At 62.6% G+C, this 16,718-nt stretch carries 12 protein-coding genes; all 12 read left to right on the top strand.

Going from position 1 to position 16,718, the window contains the following annotated elements; all coding sequences use genetic code 11:
* Positions 1-95: 95 nt before the first annotated feature.
* The 12 genes from tssF to ND528_RS07100 all read left to right on the top strand — a co-directional run bounded on the left by tssF (position 96) and on the right by ND528_RS07100 (position 16,708).
* Entirely contained in the window at positions 96-1,883 is a 1,788-nt protein-coding gene (gene tssF, locus ND528_RS07155; RefSeq protein ID WP_024014825.1) for a type VI secretion system baseplate subunit TssF, read from the top strand.
* A complete protein-coding gene (gene tssG, locus ND528_RS07150) occupies positions 1,847-2,854 on the top strand; it encodes a type VI secretion system baseplate subunit TssG (protein WP_130911190.1) in 1,008 nt (335 codons plus the stop codon). The genes tssF and tssG overlap by 37 nt, the downstream gene beginning before the upstream one ends.
* A gap of 11 nt (positions 2,855-2,865) precedes the next feature.
* Positions 2,866-5,523, top strand: coding sequence for a type VI secretion system ATPase TssH (tssH, locus tag ND528_RS07145; RefSeq protein ID WP_263469974.1), 2,658 nt, complete (start codon positions 2,866-2,868; stop codon positions 5,521-5,523).
* A gap of 10 nt (positions 5,524-5,533) precedes the next feature.
* Positions 5,534-7,054 carry a sigma-54 interaction domain-containing protein gene (locus ND528_RS07140; RefSeq protein WP_122705536.1) on the top strand — a complete coding sequence of 507 codons (1,521 nt, stop codon included), beginning with the start codon at positions 5,534-5,536 and terminating at the stop codon, positions 7,052-7,054.
* A gap of 297 nt (positions 7,055-7,351) precedes the next feature.
* Complete coding sequence (locus ND528_RS07135; protein WP_003229566.1) at positions 7,352-7,492, top strand: hypothetical protein; 141 nt, start codon at positions 7,352-7,354, stop codon at positions 7,490-7,492.
* A gap of 18 nt (positions 7,493-7,510) precedes the next feature.
* On the top strand, positions 7,511-8,707 hold the full coding sequence (gene tagH / locus ND528_RS07130) for a type VI secretion system-associated FHA domain protein TagH (protein WP_016772508.1): 1,197 nt from the start codon (positions 7,511-7,513) through the stop codon (positions 8,705-8,707).
* Between the two features lie 5 nt (positions 8,708-8,712).
* Complete coding sequence (tssJ, locus tag ND528_RS07125) at positions 8,713-9,213, top strand: type VI secretion system lipoprotein TssJ (RefSeq protein WP_016772509.1); 501 nt, start codon at positions 8,713-8,715, stop codon at positions 9,211-9,213.
* 2 nt (positions 9,214-9,215) lie between these two features.
* The gene (gene tssK, locus ND528_RS07120) at positions 9,216-10,547 is read left to right on the top strand and encodes a type VI secretion system baseplate subunit TssK (RefSeq protein WP_016772510.1); all 1,332 of its coding nucleotides are present in this window, start codon (positions 9,216-9,218) and stop codon (positions 10,545-10,547) included.
* A 5-nt stretch (positions 10,548-10,552) separates the two neighbouring features.
* Positions 10,553-11,428 (top strand): type IVB secretion system protein IcmH/DotU, encoded by an 876-nt coding sequence (gene icmH / locus ND528_RS07115; protein ID WP_016772511.1) that lies wholly within the window; start codon positions 10,553-10,555, stop codon positions 11,426-11,428.
* 14 nt (positions 11,429-11,442) lie between these two features.
* Positions 11,443-14,982: a type VI secretion system membrane subunit TssM gene (gene tssM, locus ND528_RS07110; protein ID WP_263469973.1), complete on the top strand. Its 3,540-nt coding sequence runs from the start codon at positions 11,443-11,445 to the stop codon at positions 14,980-14,982.
* Positions 14,982-15,710, top strand: coding sequence for a PP2C family protein-serine/threonine phosphatase (locus ND528_RS07105; protein ID WP_042608097.1), 729 nt, complete (start codon positions 14,982-14,984; stop codon positions 15,708-15,710). The genes tssM and ND528_RS07105 overlap by 1 nt, the downstream gene beginning before the upstream one ends.
* On the top strand, positions 15,707-16,708 hold the full coding sequence (locus ND528_RS07100) for a serine/threonine-protein kinase (protein WP_262136611.1): 1,002 nt from the start codon (positions 15,707-15,709) through the stop codon (positions 16,706-16,708). The genes ND528_RS07105 and ND528_RS07100 overlap by 4 nt, the downstream gene beginning before the upstream one ends.
* Positions 16,709-16,718: the final 10 nt, after the last annotated feature.

The following is a 16,718-nucleotide window of genomic DNA, read 5'->3' as shown; positions in this document are numbered from 1 at the left end:
GGCGTTATGGCCGACATTGCCCGCGGGGAGTTTCTTACCCGCATGAACTGTTCTGCTGTTTTTTTAAATGAGTTCCACTACCAGGCAGGTACCCCGTGTCCTTTAACCACTACTACCAAAGCGAACTCACCGCACTGCGCCAGCTCGGTCGCCGTTTCGCCGAGCGTAGTCCGGCGCTGGCGCCGTATCTGGGGCAGGCCGGGCGGGATCCGGATGTAGAGCGGTTGCTCGAAGGCTTTGCATTCCTCACCGGGCGCCTGCGCCAGAAGCTCGATGACGAACTGCCGGAGCTCAGCCATTCGCTGATGCAGTTGCTGTGGCCGAACTACATGCGCCCGCTGCCGGCGTTCAGCATTTTGCAGTTTGATCCGCTCAAGCGTTCCGGGCCGGCGCTGCTGGTCGAGCGCGATACGCCGATCGAGAGCAAGCCGATAGAAGACGTGCGCTGCCGTTTCCGCACCTGTTACCCGACCGAAGTCTTGCCGCTGGATCTGGCCGCACTGAATTACTCGGTGAAGGGCGATGGCTCGCTGCTCAGCCTGCGCCTGGAAATGAGCGCTGACGGCCACCTCGGCGAATTGGAGCTGAGCAAGTTGCGCCTGCACTTTGCCGGTGAGCGCTACATCAGCCAGATGCTGTACCTGAGCCTGCTGCGCAACCTCGACGGCATCGAACTGATCCCGCTCGACGGCGCCGGCAAGCCGATCGATGGCGTCAGCGGCAAGCCGATGGCGTTCAAGATTCCCGGCGACCGGGTGAAACCGGTGGGTTTTGCCGAAGAAGAAGCGTTGATCCCGTATCCGCTGAACACCTTCCGTGGCTATCGCTACTTGCAGGAATATTTCGCCTTCCAGGACAAGTTCCTGTTCGTCGACGTCAACGGTCTGGACATTCTCAAGGCCTTGCCGGAAGACACCCTCAAGCAGATGCGCGGCCTCGAATTGCGTTTCGACATTCGCAAGAGCGGCATCATGCGCATGCGCCCGACCCTCGATAACGTGAAGCTGTTCTGCACACCGATCGTCAATCTGTTCGAGCACGACGCATTGCCGATCCGTCTCGATGGCAAGCAGGACGAGTACCTGTTGCTGCCGGCGGAATACGACCTGGAAAACTGCGGTGTGTTTTCGGTAGAAACCGTCACTGGCTGGAAGCCCGGCGGTCTCGGTTATCAGGAGTACGTGCCGTTCGAATCCTTCGAGCACGACCCGAGTTTCGACGTGCCCAACAGCCGTCCGCATTACAGCATTCGCCAGCGTTCGTCCTTGTTGCATGACGGCCTCGACACTTACCTGAGCTTCGGCATCCGCCACACCGAAGCCCACGAAACCCTGTCGATCGAGCTGATGTGCACCAACCAGAACCTGCCGAAAAAGCTCAAGCTCGGCGACATCTGCATGGCCAGCGAGCAGACCCCGGAATTCCTCAGTTTCCGCAACATCACCCCGGCCACTCCGAGTTTCGCGCCGCCGCTGAACCGTGACTTCCTGTGGAAGCTGATCAGCAACATGTCGCTTAACTATCTGTCGCTGGCCGACGTCAATGCGTTGAAGGTGATTCTGGAAACCTACGACCTGCCACGCTACTACGACCAGCACGCGGAAAAGGTCAGCAAACGCCTGCTCGGCGGCCTCAAGCACATCAAGCATCACCACGTCGACCGACTGCATCGCGGTCTGCCGGTGCGCGGTTTGCGCACCGAACTGACCATCGACCCGGAAGGCTATATCGGCGAAGGCGACCTGTTCGTCTTCGCTTCGGTTCTCAACGAGTTTTTCGCGCTTTACGCCAGTCTCAATTCATTCCATGAGCTGCGGGTAAAAAGCACACAGGGAGAGGTGTACCAATGGACACCACGTATGGGCCTGCAGCCCCTGCTTTAAGCGGGCTGACCAAGGTAATACGCGAGTACTCGCTGTTTCAGGCCGTGCTGCTGGTGATCGACCGGCTGCGCGAGGCACACCCGCATCTGAGCGAAGACGATCTGTATGACCAGGTCGAGTTCCAGGCCAACCCGAGCCTGGGCTTTCCGCGCAGCGACGTCGATCGCGTCGAGTTTTTCGAAGAGCACGGCAAGATGCGCGCGCGCATCCGCTTCAACCTGATCGGCCTGGTCGGCTCCGGTTCGCCGCTGCCGGCGTTCTATGGCGAACAGGCCCTGGGCGACAGCGAGGACGGCAACCCGACGCGCAATTTCCTCGACCTGTTCCACCATCGCCTGCAACGACTGATGCTGCCGATCTGGCGCAAGTACCGCTACCGCGCGAGTTTCCAGAGTGGCGCGATCGATCCGTTCTCGGCGCAGCTGTTTGCCCTGATCGGCCTGGGCGGGGACGAGATCCGCAAGGCCAAGGAACTCAACTGGAAACGCTTGCTGCCGTACCTCGGCCTGCTCAGTTTGCGCGCGCACTCGGCGGCGCTGATCGAAGCCGTGCTGCGTTACTACTTCAAGCACGAAGACCTGGTCATCGAGCAGTGCATCGAGCGCCGCGTGGAAATTCTCGACGAGCAGCGCAATCGTTTGGGCCGCGCCAACAGCGTACTTGGCGAAGACCTGGTACTGGGCGAGCACGTGCGCGATCGCAGCGGCAAATTCCGCATTCACATCACCGAACTCGACTGGCAGCGATTCCATGAATTCCTGCCGATCGGTTTCGGCTACCAGCCGCTCTGCGCGCTGGTGCGGTTCACCCTGCGTGACCCGCTCGATTACGACATTCGCCTGGTCCTGCGCCAGGAAGAAATCCGCGAACTGCGCATCGGTGAGCAGAACGCCTGTCGCCTCGGTTGGACCAGTTGGCTGGGCCGCGAAAAAGCGGACGGCGTGGTGACCCTGGGCAGCAAAATTCATTAAGGACGTGAGCCATGATCAACGTAGACCTGCAACAACTCATCCAGGCGCTGGACGCCGAAACCCGTCGTGATCTGGAGCGTTCGGCCGAGCGTTGCGTCGCCCGTGGCGGCAGCAAGATTCTTGTCGAAGATTTGCTGCTGGGCTTGCTCGAGCGTCCGAACGGCTTGCTGTCGCGCGCGTTGCAGGATGCTGACGTCGACGCCGGTGAACTGACCGCTGCACTGCAATCGCGGGTCGAACACAGCGCCTCGCGCAACCCGGTATTCGCTCCGGAACTGGTGCAATGGCTGCAAGACGCGCTGCTGGTGGCCAACCTCGAGCTGGGCCAGACCCAGGTCGAAGACGCCGCGCTGATCCTGGCGTTGCTGCGCAACCCGATGCGTTATGCCGGCAGCCGCTATCAACCGCTGCTCGCCAAACTGAATATTGATCGCCTGAAGGAATTTGCCCTGTCGCAACAGGAGCAACCGGCGGCCAACGGCAAACCGGCCGCACAGGGCGAATCGCTGTTGCAGCGCTTCACCCACAACCTGACCCAGCAGGCCCGCGACGGCAAACTCGACCCAGTGCTGTGCCGCGATGGCGCGATCCGCCAGATGGTCGACATCCTCGCCCGTCGCCGCAAGAACAACCCGATCGTCGTCGGTGAAGCTGGTGTCGGCAAGACCGCGATCGTCGAAGGTCTGGCCTCGCGCATCGCTGCCGGTGAAGTACCACATGTGCTCAAAGGCGTTGAACTGCTGTCGCTGGACATGGGCCTGTTGCAGGCCGGCGCCAGCGTCAAAGGTGAATTCGAGCGTCGTTTGAAAGGCGTGATCGACGAAGTCAAAGCCTCGCCGAAACCGATCATTCTGTTCATCGACGAAGCCCACACGCTGATCGGCGCGGGCGGTAATGCCGGCGGTTCCGACGCGGCCAACCTGCTGAAACCGGCGCTGGCCCGTGGCGAACTGCGCACCATCGCCGCGACCACCTGGGCCGAGTACAAGAAATACTTCGAGAAAGACCCGGCGCTGGCCCGTCGCTTCCAGCCCGTGCAACTGCACGAACCGACTGTCAGCGAAGCAGTGACCATTCTGCGTGGTCTGGCTCAGGTCTACGAGAAGAGCCACGGCATCTACCTGCGCGATGACGCGGTGGTGTCCGCTGCTGAATTGTCCGCGCGTTACCTGGCCGGTCGGCAACTGCCGGACAAGGCCGTCGACGTCCTCGACACCGCGTGCGCCCGCGTGCGCATCAGCCTCGCTGCGGCCCCGGAAAGCCTGGAGCGCCTGCGTGGCGAACTGGCTGAAGGCGGCCGTCAGCGTCAGGCTCTGCGCCGCGATGCCGAGGCCGGTCTGCTGATCGACCACGAAGCGCTGGAGGCACTGGAAGCGCGGCTGGACGAAGCCGAAAGCGAAATGCTCGCGCTGGAATCCCTGTGGACTGAGCAGAAAGAGCTCGCCGAGCGTCTGCTGGAATTGCGTCAGCAACTGGCCAAGGCCCGCGAAGCCGCAGCCGTCGAGCCGACCGTCAGCGTGGAAGAAGACGCCGAAGGCACCGTGATTGAAACTGTGGTCGCCGAGGTTGAAGAAGGCCAAAGCGTCGAAGCGCTGGAAGCTCAGTTGCATGAAACCCACGCCGCACTGACCGCTGCGCAAGTCAAAGAACGTCTGGTCAGCTTCGAAGTCTGCCCGCGTCTGGTCGCCGAAGTGATCAGCGCCTGGACCGGCGTGCCATTGGCGCAACTGGCCCGCGAGCACAACGCCAAGGTCGCCAGTTTCGCCACCGATCTGCGCACACGCATCCGTGGTCAGGAGCAAGCCGTGCACGCGCTGGATCGTTCGATGCGCGCCACCGCTGCCGGTCTGAACAAGCCTGATGCGCCGGTCGGGGTGTTCCTGCTGGTCGGCCCGAGCGGCGTCGGCAAGACCGAAACCGCGCTGGCCCTGGCGGACCTGCTGTACGGCGGCGACCGCTTCATCACCACCATCAACATGTCCGAGTTCCAGGAAAAGCACACCGTCTCGCGTCTGATCGGTGCGCCACCGGGCTATGTCGGTTACGGCGAGGGCGGCATGCTCACTGAAGCCGTGCGTCAGAAGCCGTATTCGGTGGTGTTGCTCGATGAAGTCGAGAAGGCCGACCCGGACGTGCTCAACCTGTTCTACCAAATCTTCGACAAAGGCGTGGCCAACGACGGCGAAGGTCGCGAGATCGACTTCCGCAATACGTTGATCCTGATGACCTCGAACCTTGGCAGCGACAAGATCAGCGAACTCTGCGAAGACGGCGCGCGGCCGACCGCCGAAGTGCTCGAAGAAACCATTCGCCCGGTACTCAGCAAACACTTCAAGCCGGCGCTGCTGGCGCGGATGAAAGTGGTGCCGTACTACCCGGTGGGCGGCCCGGTGCTGCGCGAGCTGATCGAGATCAAACTCGGCCGTCTCGGCGAGCGCCTGAACCGTCGTCAGCTGGACTTCAGCTGGTGCCAGAACCTCGTCGATCACCTGTCCGAGCGTTGCACGCAAAGCGAAAGCGGTGCGCGCCTGATCGATCATCTGCTCGATCAACACGTGCTGCCGTTGGTGGCTGATCGTCTGCTCGATGCGATGGCGACCGGCGAAAGCCTCAAGCGTGTGCATGCCACGCTCGACGGCAACTCCAGCGTGACCTGCGAGTTCGTCTGAGGTGGGCGTGATGTTCACTCAAGTGCCGCAGCCACTGGTCTATGCCGAAGCGTTGCTGGCGCAGTTCGCCAGTCTGTCGCGGGCGGCGGACAGTGCTGCGCTGCTGGGTGAATTCGTCCGTGGTCTGGCCGAGCTGAGCGGCTGCGAACTGACGCAGCTGTACCTGCTCGACGCCACCCACACCTGCCTTGGGATGAATGCCGAGTGCCTCGACGGCGCGCTGCAACCGCGTCAGGCGGCGAGCCTGCCGGCGGATTACAACGGTGAACAACTGCTGCAATTCGCCCTGTGCCAGAACCGCGTGGTGTGCCTCGACGACCTGACCGGCAGCCTGCACGAAACCAGTTTTCTGCCGGCGACGAGCACGCCGTGGCAGTCGCTGTTGTGCGTGCCGCTGGTCAATCAGCACAAGTCGGTTGAGGGCTTGTTGCTGTGTGCCAGTCGTCGTCGCACTGACTTGCAGGGTTTCGCCGACTCCCTTGGCCAGCTCGGCTCGTTCGTGCTCGGCCAACTGCATCTGCTGCAACGCCTGCGTCAGCCAGCCGCCGAATCGGCCACCGCCACTCGCAGCGTGCCGAGCATCAGCGGCTACGGCCTGATCGGTAAAAGCGCGGCGATGCGCCAGACCTACTCGCTGATCAGCAAGATCCTCCACAGCCCGTACACCGTGCTGTTGCGTGGCGAGACCGGCACCGGCAAGGAAGTGGTGGCGCGGGCGATTCACGATTGCGGCCCGCGTCGCTCCCAGGCGTTCATCGTGCAGAACTGCGCGGCGTTCCCGGAAAACCTGCTGGAAAGCGAGCTGTTCGGCTATCGCAAAGGCGCCTTCACTGGTGCCGATCGCGATCGTGCGGGGCTGTTCGACGCGGCCAATGGCGGCACGTTGCTGCTCGATGAAATCGGCGACATGCCGTTGTCGCTGCAAGCGAAGATTCTGCGCGTGTTGCAGGAAGGCGAGATCCGTCCGCTGGGTTCCAACGACACGCACAAAATCGACGTGCGCATCATCGCCGCGACGCACCGTGATCTGGCGGCGCTGGTCAGCGAAGGCAAGTTCCGCGAGGACTTGTACTACCGCCTCGCGCAGTTCCCGATCGAGCTGCCGGCCCTGCGTCAGCGCGAAGGCGACATCCTCGATCTGGCCCGGCATTTCGCCGAGAAGACCTGCACGTTTTTGCAGCGTGACCCGGTGCGCTGGTCGGATTCGGCGCTGGAGCATCTGTGCGGCTACAACTTCCCCGGCAACGTTCGCGAACTCAAGGCACTGGTCGAGCGCGCGGTGTTGCTCTGCGAGGGCGGCGAGTTGCTCGCCGAGCATTTTTCCCTGCGCCTGGAAGCGATGCCGGAAGACAACAGCGGCCTGAATCTGCGCGAACGCCTGGAGCAGGTCGAGCGCACTTTGCTCCTCGATTGCCTGCGCAAGAACGACGGCAACCAGACCCTCGCCGCCCGCGAACTGGGCCTGCCACGGCGCACGCTGCTGTACCGCCTCGGGCGCCTGAATATCAATTTGGGTGACTTTGATGGTTGAGCTACAGCACTTCTTCGAACCCAACACATACCCTGTGGCGAGGGGATTTATCCCCGTCCGGCTGCGCAGCAGTCGCAGTCCGGTACATACGGTTTCACTGAGAAATCGCGCTGGCAGGTTATGGGGGCGCTGCGCGCCCCAACGGGGACAAGTCCCCTCGCCGCGGGAGGTCGCCGTACCTCCAGGCTATGGCGCAAGGCCTCGATCTAGAGGCTTCGAGCCCACCTCAAAAACTTATTTCAGCGCCGCCCGCAAGGGTCGGCGCTTTGTGCTTTGTCTACACCTGGAGACCCTCTGATGTCTGTTCGTCACTGGCACGCTGTCCTGCTGACCCTCGTCGTTCTATGCGGCCTTGGCGGCTGTAGCGGCAATTACAAATTCAACGACAACGACTATCGCCCGTTGGGTGATCCGCAAGCGGTCAATCGCGGCAAGTGACCGCAAGGAGCATCAAACATGGAATTGGTTTTCGAAATGCTGAACACCAAGCAGTTCGTGCCCACCGAGTTGTGCCAGCGGACCTTCAAACAGGCCGGTGGCGTGATCGGGCGCGGCGAGGACTGTGACTGGATCATCCCTGACCGCAAGCGGCACCTGTCCAATCATCACGCGATTGTCAGCTACCGCGAGGGCTCGTTCTTCCTTACCGACACCAGCAGCAACGGTGTTCAGGACGGCAGCAGCGGCGCACGCCTGCACAAGGGCGAGCCGGTGCGCATCGAGCACGGCAGCACCTACATTCTCGGCGACTTCGAGATCCGCGCGCGGCTGGTCCGTGACCCGGCCACTTTCGACGGCGAAGTCGGCCGCCCGCGCGCCGCTGGCAGCATCATTCCGGACGACGCGTTTCTTGACCTCGACCCGCTCAACGCCCTCGAACAGCAAGAGCGCGTGTACTCGGAAATCGACGAACTGCTGTCGCCTACCGCCAAGCCCGAAGATTCCCGTCAGCGTGCCGACTACGCGCGCATCGACATGGAAAGCCTGATGGTCCCGGAGCTGATTGCCGCCCCGGTCGAGCCTGAGCCGGCGCCTGCGCCGAAAGCCGTCGAGCGTCAGAGCGAAGGTTTCTGGGAACACTTCGGCGCGGCGCTGGGCGTCGACGTCAAAGGCCTCAGCCACGACGAACGCGAAGCGCTGGCGCTCAACGCTGCGCGCCTGCTGCGCCAGAGCATCGGCGGTTTGCAGCAGAGCCTGCGCACCCGCTCCGAGCTGAAAAACGAACTGCGTCTGGCGCAGACCACCGTGCAGGGCACCAACAAGAACCCGCTGAAATTCGCCGTCGATCCGAGCGAAGCACTGCAGATTCTGTTGCAGCCAAGCAAGCCTGGACACCTGCCGGCCGAGCAGGCGATCTCCCGTGCATTCCGTGATTTGCAGGCGCACCAAGTGGCTTTGCTGACCGCCAGTCGCGCCGCCGTGCGCGGCACGCTGGAGCACTTCTCGCCGGAGCAACTGACCCTGCGTTTCGAGCGTGACAGCAAGCCGTTGATCGCCACGTCGGGCGGGCGCTGGAGAGCGTTCGGCCGCTATCACCAGGCACTGCGTCAGGACGATGACTGGAGCGAGCGTCTGCTGGCCCGCGACTTTGCCCAGGCCTACGAAGAACAGATCCGCCTGATCTCCACCCTCCACACCGACCACCAAGGATGATGCGCATGTCTCGCCGCTCGACCGCTTTTTTCAAGACGCTGACTGCGCTCACCGTGCTGGTGCTGCTTGCCGGTTGCTCGTCGCTGTCGCCGTACTCGAAAGTGACCAAGATCAATCTGAAACTGACCGGCAGCGATCAGCTCAACCCGGACCTCAACGGGCGGCCGTCGCCGATCGTCGTGCGTCTGTTCGAACTCAAGCACCCGGTGACCTTCGAGAACGCTGATTTCTTCAGCCTCTACGAACGCGCCAAGGAATCCCTCAACCCGGATCTGGTGGCCAGCGAAGAACTCGAACTGCGCCCGGGTGAGACCGTAGAACTGAAACTCAGCGTGGAGGAGGGCAGCCGTTACGTGGGCATCCTCGCTGCCTATCGCGACCTGCCGGATACGCAATGGCGCCACACCGTGCAGATCACTCCGCTGGAACTCACCGAGGCTGATCTGACCCTCGATCAGGCCGGTATCCGCAATACCCAACAAGTGCTCGCCAAGGCGGATGACTGATCATGAACACCCATAAAGTCATTTGGCAGGAAGGCATGCTGCTGCGACCGCAGCACTTCCAGCACAACGATCGCTATTACGATCACCAGATGAAAACCCGCACGCAGTTGCTCGGTGGCTACACCTGGGGTTTTCTCAATCTGGAGATCGACTTGCAGTTCCTCAACATGGGCAAACTGGTGATCAGTGAAGCCTCGGGGATTCTGCCGGACGGCAGTCTGTTCGAACTCGGTGGCAACACCGAGCCGCTGGCGCTGGACGTGCCGCCGAACACCGGCAACACGCCGATCTATCTGGCGCTGCCTCTGGTCACTGGCAACCACATCGAGGCCCGGCGCCCGGAGCAATCCGACGTGCTCGCGCGCTACACCGCGTATGACGCGGAAGTTGCCGACTCCAACGCCGGCGATGATTCCGCCAGTCAGGTCAGCTGCGGTCGCCCGGACTTCAAACTGTTGCTCGGCGAGCAGCAGAGCGATCAGGCTTACGTGAAGCTGAAAATCTGCGACGTGCTCGATACCACGCCCGACGGCGTGATCAGCCTCGACCCGGATTTCGTCCCGACCTACATTCAGGCCCACGCCTCCAGCTACCTGCTGTCGTGCCTGAAAGAAGTCATCAGCATGCTCAGCCACCGCGGCGACACCATTGCCGAGCGGATTCGCTCCAATGGCAAGGTCGGCGGCGCTGAAGTCGGCGACTTCATGATGCTGCAACTGATCAACCGTACCGAACTGCTGCTGCGCCATTACCTCGGTCTTGAGCAGGTGCACCCGGAAGAGTTGTATCGCACGCTGCTGACCATGCTCGGCGATCTGGCGACCTTCTCCGGCGAGAGCAAACGCCCGCGTCTGGACAGCCGCTATTCCCACGCCGATCAGGGCGCAAGCTTCCGCAAACTGATGGAAGCGATCCGTCAGGTGCTGTCTATGGTGCTCGAACAGCACGCCATCGAGTTGATCCTGCAGGCGCGTCAGTACGGCATCATTGTTTCGCCGTTGCACGACCACAAACTGCTCGGCTCGGCCTCGTTCGTGCTGGCAGCCAGTGCCAACTGCGACTCCGAAGAACTGCGTCAGCGTTTGCCGCAGCACCTCAAGGTCGGCCCGGTGGAGCGCATCCGCCAACTGGTCAACCTGCACTTGCCGGGGATCAAGGTCAAACCGTTGCCGGTGGCCCCACGGCAGATCGCGTTCCACTCGAACAAAACCTATTTCATCCTCGAACTCAGTTCCGAAGACCTGGCACAACTCGAACGCTCCGGCGGTTTCGCGTTCCACGTGTCCGGCGAATTCGCCGAGCTTGAACTGAAATTCTGGGCCATCAGGAACTGACCGACATGATCAAGGAAACGGATTACAACCAGGACGACAAAACCGTCCTGCTCGACCGTCAGGGCCACGGACCGGCATCGAGTCCGCTGACCGACTTCGCCGCGCCGCCGCGTTTCGAGCAACTGGAAGAACGCATGATCTACGCCGCGCGCCTGCGTCCGGCAGAGGCGTTCAACATCAGCCTCAACTCGCTGGTCGCGGCCTCGTCCGACCTGCTCTCGGAAGTGGTGCGTCTCAAGCACAGCGAAACCCGCGAAGACCTGTATGCGCTGAATGAGCGGCTGACCGCCGGGCTGAAATTGTTTGAAGTGCGCGCCCTGCACAACGGCGCCGAAAGCAGCCAGGTAATGGCCGCGCGTTACGTGCTCTGCACCGTGGTCGACGAAGCTGTCGTGACCACGCCGTGGGGCAACGAAAGCGAATGGTCGCAGATGAGCCTGCTGAGCAGCTTCCACAACGAAACCTTCGGCGGCGAGAAGTTTTTCCAACTGCTCGATCGGCTGTCGAAAAACCCGGTCAAGCACTTGCCAATGCTCGAACTGATGTACCTGTGCCTGTCCCTCGGTTTCGAGGGCAAGTACCGCGTCCAGGCGCGCGGCATGCTTGAGCTTGAAGGCATCCGCGACGCCTTGTACCGGCAGATCCGACAGTTGCGTGGCGACGTGCCGCGCGAGTTGTCGCCGCACTGGGAAGGTCTCAACGATCAGCGCCGCAACCTGGTGCGCATCGTGCCGGCGTGGATGGTGGTGCTCTTTACTCTGGTCTGCCTGGTGGTGATGTATTCGGGCTTCGCCTGGGTCCTGAGCGAACAACGCGACACCGTTCTGCATCCTTATCAGCCGCTTGATCCAGCCGCGGTGCAACCGCAGGCGCAGCCGTAAAACAGGGACGTGTGATGAAAAAGTTTTTCAAGAAAGTCGGCGCCTTCCTGCGCCAGACCTGGGTCTGGACTCTGCTGCTGGTGCTGTTCGTGGCGCTGCTGGTGTGGTTCGTCGGCCCGTTGTTGGCGGTCGATGATTACAAGTTCTGGGAAAGCGCGACCTCGCGTCTGCTGACCAGCAGCGTGCTGTTCCTGATCTGGGGCCTGACCATGGTCTTCGTCAGCTGGCGCGCGGGTATCCGCAAGAAAGCCGAAGAAGAAAGCGAGGACGGTCAGGACCGCATTCGCCGCGAAGAGCTGATCGACGAAGAACAGAAAGAGTTGAAGGCGCGTTTCAAGGACGCGCTGAAAACCCTGAAGACCTCGAGCCTGTATCGCGGTCGCAGCGAGCGCTGGCGCAGTGACTTGCCGTGGTACCTGCTGATCGGTCCGCAGGCCTCGGGCAAAACCAGCCTGCTGGACTTTTCCGGTCTGGAATTTCCGATCAACAAGATCGACCGCAAGCTGACCCGCGACACCCTTGGCACCCGTCATTGCGACTGGTATTTCGCCGATCACGGTGTCCTGATCGACACCGCCGGGCGCTACACCACTCAACCGGACGCGGAAGTCGACGGCAACGCCTGGACAACCCTGCTGGAACTGCTGCGCAAGCGTCGTCGCGGCCGTCCGTTGAACGGCGTGCTGGTGACCATTCCGGTGGAAACCCTCACCGGCGGCAGCGAGCAGGACATCGAGACCCTCGCGCGCCAGGTGCGCAGCCGTTTGCAGGATGTGCATCAAAAATTGCACGTCGACGTGCCGGTGTATCTGGTCCTGAGCAAGGCTGACAAGCTGCTCGGCTTCGACGAGTTCTTCGATCAACTGACCCGCGAAGAAAGCGATCAGGTGCTCGGCACCAGTTTCCGCAAGGATCAGGTCGGCACCGACGTCACGGTCCTGCGCAACGAGTTCGAAGAGCTGCTGCGCCGCTTGAACAGCCAAGTGATCATGCGCATGCACTCCGAGCGCGATACTCAGCGCCGTGGCCGCATCCTCGATTTCCCGCATCAGTTGGGGCAGATCGGCGAGCGTCTGTGCCTGTTCGTCGACATGGCGTTCACCGGCAACCGTTATCAGCGCGCCACGCAACTGCGCGGCTTCTACCTGACCAGCGCACCGCACCTGACCCAGGAAATGGATTCGACCACCGCCGGCATCGGCGCCAGCCTGGGCATGAACGCCGGCGTGCTGCCAACTCTGCGCAGCGGCCGTTCGCGGTTCATCCACCACTTGCTCAGCCAAGTGATTTTCCCCGAGGCCGATCTGGCCGGTCTGGACAAGCGCGAGCGCAGCCGCATTCATTGGGGCCAGCGTGCGCTGTACGTCGGCGCTCTGGCGGCACTGGCACTGTTCGGCATGCTCTGGGCCGGTGGTTTCTCGGCCAACTACGAGCGTCTGGAAAACCTGCGCACGCTGGCGCAGAACTGGACCCAGCAACGCTCGGCCGTGACGCCGCGCGATGACGCCATGGGCGTGCTGAAAGTCCTCGACACCAGCTACGCCGCGACCCAGGTGTTCCCGAGCAAGGGCGACGTGTCGTACCACGAGCGTGGCGGCCTGTATCAGGGCGAAGAGATCAACCCGGTGGTGAAAACCGCCTACGAGCGTGAGCTGGAAGCGCAGTTGCTGCCACGGGTGGCGACCATGCTCGAAGGGCAGATCCGCGCCAACATGAAGGATCGCGATCGCCTGCTCAACAGCCTGCGTGCGTACCTGATGCTGAACATGAAGGATCGTCGCGACGCGGCGTGGCTCAAGGACTGGGTCGCCACTGACTGGTCGCAGCGCTACACCGGCAACACCGCGGTGCAGAACGGTCTGAACACGCACCTCGAGCGCTTGCTCAAGCAGCCGTTCATTTATCCGCTGAACGATCAACTGGTCACGCAGGCGCGTCAGGTCCTGCGCAGCGAATCGTTGGCCAACGTGGTTTACCGCATGCTCCGCGAGCAGGCGCGCAACCTGCCGGACTATCGCTTCAGCCAACACCTCGGCCCGCAAGGCTCGTTGTTCATCGGCACTGAATATGTGATCCCGGGTTTCTACACCCAGCAGGGTTATCAGCAGTATTTCTCGGTGCAGGGCGCGGCGCTGGTCACCGATATCCTGCGTGACAACTGGGTGCTGGGCGAAGGCGCAGGCATCAGCGACATGGACTTGCGTCGCCTGATGGTCGAACTCGAGCAGCTGTACTTCCGCGACTACGCCAACTACTGGAGCGAAGCCGTTGGCCAGGTCGCATTGCCGCCAATCAGCGACGCTGGCGAAGGCGCCGAGCAACTGGCGGGCCTGACTTCGGCCAACTCGCCGGTCCTCGCATTGCTCACCGAAGTGCGTGAAAACACTCGCTTCGAAGCCGCGGCTGATCCGGTCGATGAAGCCGGCGAAGCCGCCGATGCGCTGGCCGGACAGAAAGGCAAACTGGGCAAGGTCGGCAAACTCGCTGCGGCTGCCGCCGACAAGGCTTCGGCGCTGAACGTGGCGAAGAATCTGCCGGACACCGCGAAGAAATCCCTGCAACGCCGCTTCGAACCGCTGCATCGTCTGCTCGATGACAACAACGGCCCGGGCGCTGACCTGACGCCAGCGTTCAGCGCGCTCAACGACCTGCAACTGCAACTGGCCGGTCTGGCCCGTTCCAGCACGCCGGAGCAAGCCGCGTTCGAGATGGCCAAGACGCGCATGAGCGGCCAGCGTGATGCGCTGACCAACCTGCGCAATGCCTCCGGTCGTCTGCCGCGTCCGCTGAGCGTGTGGTTCAACGTGCTGGCCGAAGACTCGTGGCGTCTGGTGCTCAACGATGCCTATCAATACCTGAACGGCCGTTATCAGAACGAGCTGTACAGCGTGTACGGCAAAACCATCAGCAAGCGCTATCCGTTCAGCGCCAGCAGCACCAGCGACGTGGCGATCAGCGACTTCCGCGAGTTCTTCCGTGCTCAAGGTACCGTCGACCGCTTCTTCGACAGCTACATGCGTCCGTTCGTCAGCGGCGATCCGGGCAACTACCGCATGCGCAGCGTCGACGGCCACAGCCTGCCGGTATCGAAGGTCTACCTCGATCAGATGGCCGCGGCGCAGACCATTCGCCAGAGCTTCTTCTCGATCAACCCGGCCGAGCCGACCGTGCAGTTCAAGCTCGAGCCGTACACCCTCGATCCGGCGGTCAGCCGCTCCGAATTCAAGTTCGGCGACAAGACCATGGAATACCGTCACGGCCCGATCCTGCCAATGACCTTCAAGTGGCCGACCGATGCTGAAGACGGTCGCACCAGTCTGGTCATGGACAAAATGGCCGGGCGTCCTATCGGGATCGAGAAAAACTCCGGCCCATGGTCGCTGTTCCGTCTGTTCGACCTGATGCAGACCGAGTACCTGAACGGTCGCGACGTGCTGGTGCTGAAGGCGGACGTAGGCGGTCTGCGCGCCAACTACCTGCTGACCAGCCAGCGCACGCCGAACCCGTTCGATATGGGCGTCCTGCGTACCTTCCGTATGCCGGTGCAGCTCTGATGCTGGTGGCCAGTCCCTGGCGCAGCGCGGCGCGTACCGACCCGGGCAAGGTGCGGGCGCGCAACGAAGATGCCTTCCTCGACTCGCCGCAGCACGGGCTGTGGGTGGTCGCGGACGGCATGGGCGGTCATCAGGGTGGCGACATCGCCAGCCAGTTGATCGTCGCCAGCCTGGCTGAGTTGCCGCAACACGAGGACTTCGACGAACGCCTCAAAGCCATCCGCCAGTGCCTGCACTGGCTGAACCGGCGTTTGGGGCAGGAGTTGACCGTCACCGCCGGGCGTCACGACAGCATCATGGGCAGCACCGTCGTCGCGCTGCTGGTGGAAGGCAATCGCGCGGCCTGCATCTGGGCCGGCGACAGTCGTTGCTACATGTGGCGCGGGCAGCGGTTGTATCAGCTGTCCAAGGACCATTCGCTGCAACAGCAACTGATCGACGAACAGCAAATGAGCGTCGAACAGGCGGCAGCGCACCCGGCGGCTCAGGCACTCACCCGAGCCGTCGGCGCCGCCGAGACACTGACCCTGGATGTGCTTGAACTCGAGGTCTATCCGGGCGATGTGTTTTTGCTCTGCAGCGATGGTTTGTATCAGGGCCTGAGCAGCGACGCCCTCGGCAACGCCCTCAGCCTCAGCGCGCCGCACGTGGCGCTGGAACGTTTGTTCGACGGCGCTCTGCGGGGCGCCGCGCGGGACAACCTGACTGCCGTGGTGATCCGCCAATGAGTGAACTCGAATCGCCCATCGATGACCTGCTGATCAGCGAAGAGCAGGCCAGCAACCTGACCTACTTCGCCTTCGCCAAGGGCAACAAGGCCGAACCGTTGCTGGCGCCGACCAAGGCCAGCATCGGTGCGCTGCCGGATGTACTCGCCGGTCGCTACCACCTCGAGCGTCTGCTCGGGGCCGGTGGCATGGGCGCCGTTTACCGGGCGCGGGATCTGCTGCATGAGCAGTTCGGCGATCCCGATCCTTACATTGCGCTGAAACTCCTCAGCGAAGAATTTGCCGAATCGCCGGACGCCAGTGCCTTGCTCTACAGCGAGTTCGCCCTGACCCGACGCCTGCGCCACGACAACGTCGTGCGTGCACACACCTTTGAAGTCGACACCGACTGCCAGCGGGCCTTCATCACCATGGAATACATGCGTGGCCTGACCCTGGACAAATTGCTCTGCGAGCGGCCCCTCGGCCTGCCGTGGCAAGAACTGCGCGACATCGTGCTGCCGCTGCTCGACACGCTGGCCTACGCCCACCGTCGCGGCGTGCTGCACGGTGATCTGAAACCGAGCAACGTCATGCTCAGCGAAGACGGCCTGCGCCTGTTCGACTTCGGTCTGGGACAGGCAGAGGAGGGCACCTTGCCCGGCCTGCCGCACCTGAGCCGCGAGCGCTTCAATGCCTGGACCCCGGGCTACGCCGCCCCCGAACTGCTTGAGGGCCAACCGTTGTCGGCCAGCGCGGACGTGTACGGCGTGGCCTGCGTGATCTATGAACTGGCGAGCGGCAAACACCCGTTCCGCCGCTTGCCCTCGACCCAGGCCCGCGACGAGCACCTGGAGCGCGAGCTGCGCGCCCCAGCGAATCTACCCCAGCACGGCTGGCAAGCGCTGCGAACCGCGCTGAGCTTCAACCCGGCAGAACGCACCATCACTGCCCAACAATTGCGTGACGCCTTGGGCGCCACTTCGTCCTGGCTGCAACGTCTGCGACTTCGGGCGTAACGGATGACAT

Origin of the sequence: Pseudomonas mercuritolerans, assembly GCF_025706525.1 — a bacterium.
Taxonomy (GTDB): Bacteria; Pseudomonadota; Gammaproteobacteria; order Pseudomonadales; family Pseudomonadaceae; genus Aquipseudomonas; species Aquipseudomonas mercuritolerans.
The sequence above is the reverse complement of the archived record's forward strand: the minus strand, read 5'-3'. Positions and strand labels throughout refer to the sequence as shown.

Excerpts from the sequence above, each read along its gene's own strand:
- tssG (WP_130911190.1), top strand. The coding sequence starts at position 1,847 with ATGGACACCACGTATGGGCCTGCAGCCCCTGCTTTAAGCGGGCTGACC.
- ND528_RS07105 (WP_042608097.1), top strand. The coding sequence starts at position 14,982 with ATGCTGGTGGCCAGTCCCTGGCGCAGCGCGGCGCGTACCGACCCGGGC.
- tssK (WP_016772510.1), top strand. The coding sequence starts at position 9,216 with ATGAACACCCATAAAGTCATTTGGCAGGAAGGCATGCTGCTGCGACCG.
- ND528_RS07100 (WP_262136611.1), top strand. The coding sequence starts at position 15,707 with ATGAGTGAACTCGAATCGCCCATCGATGACCTGCTGATCAGCGAAGAG.
- icmH (WP_016772511.1), top strand. The coding sequence starts at position 10,553 with ATGATCAAGGAAACGGATTACAACCAGGACGACAAAACCGTCCTGCTC.
- tssH (WP_263469974.1), top strand. The coding sequence starts at position 2,866 with ATGATCAACGTAGACCTGCAACAACTCATCCAGGCGCTGGACGCCGAA.
- ND528_RS07140 (WP_122705536.1), top strand. The coding sequence starts at position 5,534 with ATGTTCACTCAAGTGCCGCAGCCACTGGTCTATGCCGAAGCGTTGCTG.
- ND528_RS07135 (WP_003229566.1), top strand. The coding sequence starts at position 7,352 with ATGTCTGTTCGTCACTGGCACGCTGTCCTGCTGACCCTCGTCGTTCTA.
- tagH (WP_016772508.1), top strand. The coding sequence starts at position 7,511 with ATGGAATTGGTTTTCGAAATGCTGAACACCAAGCAGTTCGTGCCCACC.
- tssM (WP_263469973.1), top strand. The coding sequence starts at position 11,443 with ATGAAAAAGTTTTTCAAGAAAGTCGGCGCCTTCCTGCGCCAGACCTGG.
- tssJ (WP_016772509.1), top strand. The coding sequence starts at position 8,713 with ATGTCTCGCCGCTCGACCGCTTTTTTCAAGACGCTGACTGCGCTCACC.